The 3,724-nt window shown below is 67.1% G+C and carries 5 protein-coding genes; 1 reads left to right on the plus strand and 4 read right to left on the minus strand.

The features are described from left to right. Positions 1-82: 82 nt before the first annotated feature. Positions 83-859: a fumarylacetoacetate hydrolase family protein gene (locus IRZ30_RS16315; protein ID WP_294086684.1), complete on the minus strand. Its 777-nt coding sequence runs from the start codon at positions 857-859 to the stop codon at positions 83-85. A gap of 179 nt (positions 860-1,038) precedes the next feature. On the opposite strand from IRZ30_RS16315, the gene IRZ30_RS16320 reads away from it, so the two are divergent. Beyond that, a complete protein-coding gene (locus IRZ30_RS16320; RefSeq protein WP_294086676.1) occupies positions 1,039-1,329 on the plus strand; it encodes a GYD domain-containing protein in 291 nt (96 codons plus the stop codon). Between the two features lie 60 nt (positions 1,330-1,389). On the opposite strand, the gene IRZ30_RS16325 is transcribed toward IRZ30_RS16320, so the two are convergent. Genes IRZ30_RS16325 through IRZ30_RS16335 form a run of 3 tightly spaced genes read right to left on the minus strand, consistent with a single transcriptional unit; the run spans position 1,390 to position 3,279 of the window. Next, positions 1,390-2,415 carry a pilus assembly protein TadG-related protein gene (locus tag IRZ30_RS16325; protein WP_294086678.1) on the minus strand — a complete coding sequence of 342 codons (1,026 nt, stop codon included), beginning with the start codon at positions 2,413-2,415 and terminating at the stop codon, positions 1,390-1,392. Beyond that, positions 2,412-2,849: a TadE/TadG family type IV pilus assembly protein gene (locus tag IRZ30_RS16330; protein WP_294086680.1), complete on the minus strand. Its 438-nt coding sequence runs from the start codon at positions 2,847-2,849 to the stop codon at positions 2,412-2,414. Before IRZ30_RS16330 ends, IRZ30_RS16325 begins: the two co-directional genes overlap by 4 nt. A 31-nt stretch (positions 2,850-2,880) precedes the next feature. Next, positions 2,881-3,279, minus strand: a complete 399-nt coding sequence (locus IRZ30_RS16335; RefSeq protein ID WP_294086682.1) for a TadE/TadG family type IV pilus assembly protein — start codon at positions 3,277-3,279, stop codon at positions 2,881-2,883. Positions 3,280-3,724 lie beyond the last annotated feature (445 nt).

A 3,724-nucleotide genomic window follows, 5' to 3' on the forward strand; every position in this document is an offset into this window, starting at 1 on the left:
CAACCTTGGGAGAGGGGAGTGTTTCGTCATCCCATTCCCCCTCTCCCAAAGTTGGGAGAGGGGGTTAGGGGGTGAGGGCCATCTACTCCGGCATTTCCTCCGCCACCACGCCGTTGCGCAGCACGCCGATGCCTTCGATCTCGATCTCGACGACGTCGCCCGGGGCCATGCGCGGCGGACCGGCCGGGGTGCCGGTCATGATGACGTCGCCCGGCTCCAGGGTCATGACCCGGCTGATGAACTCCACGAGGTACGGCACGCCGAAGAGCAGCTTTGCCGTCGTCGACTGCTGGCGCACCTCGCCGTTGAGCCGGCAGGCGATCGCCAGGTCATCGGCGCGCAGGCCGGTGGCGATGGCCGGGCCGAGCGGCGTGAACGTATCGAAGCCCTTGGCGCGTACCCACTGCCCGTCCTTGAACTGGTAATCGCGGGCGCTCACGTCGTTCGAGCAGGTGAAGCCGAGGATGTAGTCGTAGGCGCGCTCGGCGGGAACATAGCGGGCCCGTCGCCCGATGACCACCGCCAGCTCCGCCTCGCTCTCCACCCGCTCGGTGCCGCGCGGCAGCACGATATTGCCGCCGTGCGCCAGTAGCGAGCTCGGCGGCTTCAGGAAGATGATCGGGTTCTCCGGCTGCTCGAACCCGTGCGCGTCCTGGGTGATGTGGTCCAGGTAGTTGAGGCCGATCGCGACGATCTTACTCGGCTCGACCGGCGGCAGCAGCGTGACCTCCTCCAGCGGGCCGACCTCGGCACCCGGCGTCAGCCCGCTGAACGGATCGCCCGACGCCTGACGTACGACCCCGTCCTCCAGGATCCCGTAGGCCGCGCGCTCCCCATCCCGGTAGCGCACGATGTGCATCGACTCCACCGGCACGACTCCTCTCGCTCAGCCGCGCCCGCGGCGCGGTATTGCCCACTCCCATTCTCACCATCTTCCGTGGCAGGGTCCGGCAGGTCAAGGTCCGCGTCTGCACGGGAATTGCGGGGTAGGTGGGGCGTCGTGCGGTTGGCGCACGCCCGCAGTGGAGGGGGGAAGCCATGCCCATCTACATCATGCTCAGCACCCTGACCGACGACGGCCGGGAGACGATCCAGGAGCGGCCGGAGCGGATCACCGAGGTCAACCGCGAGGTCGAGGCGATGGGCGCCCGGGTGGTGCAGCAGTGGGCGGTCCTCGGGCCCTACGACTTCGTCAACATCGTCGAGGCGCCCGACAACGAGACGATCGCCAAGGTCTCGGTTGCCCTCAGCAGCCGGGGGACGGTCCAGTTCCTCACCATGCCGGCGATCGAGTTGGACCGCTTCATGCAGGCGATCCGTGGGCGGTGAGCCGCAGGGAGATCCGCGCCGGGCTCCTGCTGCGCCCGAGGTCAGATCGCTCCGTGGGAATCAGGCGACGAGCCGGATCATGATCAGGCCGTTGTCGCCCAGTTGCCAGGTGTCGCCCGGGTCGGGCAGCCACCCGTCACCGGGGCCGATGACGTATTGCCCGATCAGCGTGCCCTCATGACAGTTCGCGTGGCACTCCTGGATCCAGAAGGCCGCGACGGCGACCACATGGAACTTGACATGCGACCCGTTGCCTTCTCCTGAGTCCGCGATTGGCAGGAGCAGGATGCAATCGTTGACCGATGAGCCCGGCCGGCATCCCCGAAGGCCGGGCACCTTGATGCGTACACTGGCGCGCGTACCCGGAGTGCCCTCCCAGATCCCGGGGATCGGGATGTTTTCCTCGTCGTTGTCTCCGACGAGGCCCTTGAACGCGTTGCCCGTCCCACAGCGGGAGATGCCTTGCGGGGCGTGAATGCGGAACGTCTTGCCGATCGCCTCCGGGTCGATCTCGCTCGTTCCCGGCTTCAGGATCGAGAGCGTTCCGCCATCGGCCAGCTCGGTGTCGTACCCGCAGACGATAAACGGCGCATCACCTGGAGCATTGGTCACCTTGAAGACTCGCGCTCGCGCCATCGCCTCGGTCGAGGCGGTATCGGGCGCGCCGGGCACGATCTGGATGAAGAAGGTTCGGTGGGTCTCCCTGACCCGAACCTCCACGCCCGTCGCCTCGTCCGGCGGCTCCTCGCTGCAGTCCCCCAGGGGATTGTCCGACGCGTCGACGTACTGGCACGACACCAACTGGGGTGTTGCGCCGCCGAATCCGTTCTGGGATACGACCTGCGCGACCTCGTTTCGGACCGGGAGACGGACATCCGGAGTTGACTTGGTCAGGTACTGCGCGCCGGCCAGCGCGCCGGCGTCGGCGGCATTCTGGATCGCGCGCTTCTGGGAAAACGTGTAGCCCAGGTCGATGGCGAGGCCGGTCATCCCGACCATCCCCACCAACGCCACGGCGAAGAGGATGAGTACCTGCCCGCGCGCGCGGGCCTGCCACAACCAGCGGCGCATTGTTTCCCACGTCATGTCGCTATCCTCGCCGTCGCCTGAGCCCGTAGGTTCACGGGGCCGAGCCCGAAGAAGCTCTGGAGAAAACTCGTGGTGACCGGCCTGAACGTGCGGGTGGCCGAAACCGTGATCGTCGCGTCCTCCTGGCCTAGTTGAATCTGGCTGCACGCCACGGGACGACAGGTGACCGTCACCGCCGTATCCGACGGCACGCCGTGGGCGTGTACGCGCTGCCGGATGCCGTCGGTATCGTCCGGAGCCGTCATGCCGTAGCGCACCCCGCGGAAGGCCGCATTCCGCATCTGGACGTAGTCCACAAACATCCGGCCGAGGTCGATCGTGCCGAGCAGCAAGAGCAGCAAGAGCGGCAGCGCAATGGCCAACTCCACCAGGCTCTGGCCTGGGGTTCGCCGGCGCGGTGTTGTGTGCTTGTCGGCCCAGACGCGCATCATCAACCTCTCTCGCCCGCGGGTTCTGTGGGCGTCACTCGATGACGTTCTCCGCCGATGCCTGGAGGGTGAGCGGCCGGATGCCGAGCAGGCGCTGGGTTACCGCCTGGAAGTGCAATCTGGCCGTGACCCGTACCGTCCCGCCGGGCTCGCACCCGCCCGGGGAACAACTGACCGTGACATCCGCGGCGCGGATACCCAGACTCGGCGACTTATTGACGACCACGTCCTTGATGCCCGCGGTCTGGGTCGGGTGTATCTGGGCGTAGCGTGCCCCTTCGCGGACGGCATTGGTCAACTCCGAGTACACGAAGATCGCGCGACCGAAGTCGACCGTGCCGAACACGATCATGAAGAACAGAACACCGGCGATCGCGAACTCGACGACCGCCTGTCCCGCTGTGTGACTCCAACCTGGCCGATGGCTGTGCATCGGCTGACTCCGATCTCCAGATCACGGACAACCGAAGCACCCGCGTAGCCTCAGCGTGAAGGGAGAATTCTCCCTTTCACAAGGGATTTTCGTCCTGTTAAGCGGCCCTTTGACGGGGCTGAAACCGGTACGTTCGTCTATGCGCGGGTCGTGGGCGGCACAACGTACCTGCCGACGCCACGCGGCGGGGTGACGAGCATCTCGGGCACGGGGCAAATGGAGTGGGACGAATTCACCCTGCCTACCAGCCGCGCCGTTTCCCGCCCGCCTCCGGTGGCTCGGGCCGCTGCCGACCGTCTCCGGGGTGGGTGGCGTGAGGATCACCGCGGCATGGCGCGTGCCCGGGGGTTAACCCCCGGGCTCACAACGGAAGCCGGCTGAAGCCGGCTATGGAGTGCGGCGGCTTCGGCCGCCGCTTTGGTATCGCGCGGGAGCAGCCGCGCGC

It is taken from the genome of Sphaerobacter sp. (assembly GCF_019683595.1).
Taxonomy (GTDB): Bacteria; Chloroflexota; Chloroflexia; order Thermomicrobiales; family Thermomicrobiaceae; genus Sphaerobacter.